Source organism: Roseinatronobacter sp. NSM, from assembly GCF_052379845.1.
Lineage (GTDB): Bacteria > Pseudomonadota > Alphaproteobacteria > Rhodobacterales > Rhodobacteraceae > Roseinatronobacter.
In genome coordinates this window covers 1-849 of sequence record NZ_JBQTCF010000098.1, presented here as the reverse complement: position 1 = coordinate 849, position 849 = coordinate 1, and the positions used below count along the sequence as shown (strand labels likewise).

General features: G+C 60.5%; 1 protein-coding gene. It reads right to left on the bottom strand.

Going from position 1 to position 849, the window contains the following annotated elements; genetic code table 11:
• Positions 1 to 7 precede the first annotated feature (7 nt).
• Positions 8 to 849: IS256 family transposase (locus ACTZWY_RS19790; protein WP_444792418.1), on the bottom strand; the 842-nt coding region annotated here is incomplete at its 5' end.

Genomic DNA, 849 nt, shown 5'->3' with positions numbered 1-849 from the left:
AGGCTTGTCACGCGGCGGCCCGATCTGGTGTTGATGGCTTGACGCCGTTGATGAAATCGACGCCTTCGATGACGTCGGCGAGGTGGGCGAAGCCGCGCAGCTTGCGCCAGCTTGTTTCTGCGCATTGAGCGAGCTTGAACATCATGTGCAACATTCCGGGACGGGTCAGGCAGCCTTTGGCGCGTTTGGTGCGGTGACGGATGGTGGCAAAGGTGCTCTCGATCGGATTGGTGGTGCGGATGCTCTGCCAGTGCTGCGCTGGAAAGTCGTAGAAAGATAGCAGCTCTTCCCGATCCTTGATCAGGCAAGTGGTGGCCTTCGGGTATTTCGGCTCATAGGTCTCGATGAACAGATCGAAGGCAGCCTCGGCGTCTTTCCTGGTCTCAGCCTGCCAGATGTCATGCAGCATTTTCTTGGCCTTGGGCTGCGAGCGTTTGGGCAGGCAATTGAGCACATTCGCCGTCTTGTGAACCCAGCATCGCTGCTGGCGGGTTTTGGGAAAGACCTCCTCCAGCGCTGCCCAGAACCCCATCGCACCGTCGCCGATGGCCAGCTTCGGCGTCTTCAGACCCCGCGCCTTGAGGGCGAGCAACACCTCGCGCCAGCTTTGCGTGGACTCGCGCACACCATCCTCGATGGCAAGGAAGTGCTTTTCGCCACGGGCATTTACGCCGATCACGACCAAGGCACAAAGCCTGTCCTCGGCCGCGCGCAGCCCGCTATAGATGCCATCGACCCAAAGATACGCCCAATCGTCCCGGCTCAGATCGGTCTTGCACCAGTCGCTGTATTCAGCGGCCCATTTCGCTTTCAGCCGCGCCACGGTGTTGGCTGAGAACCCGGCCGCGT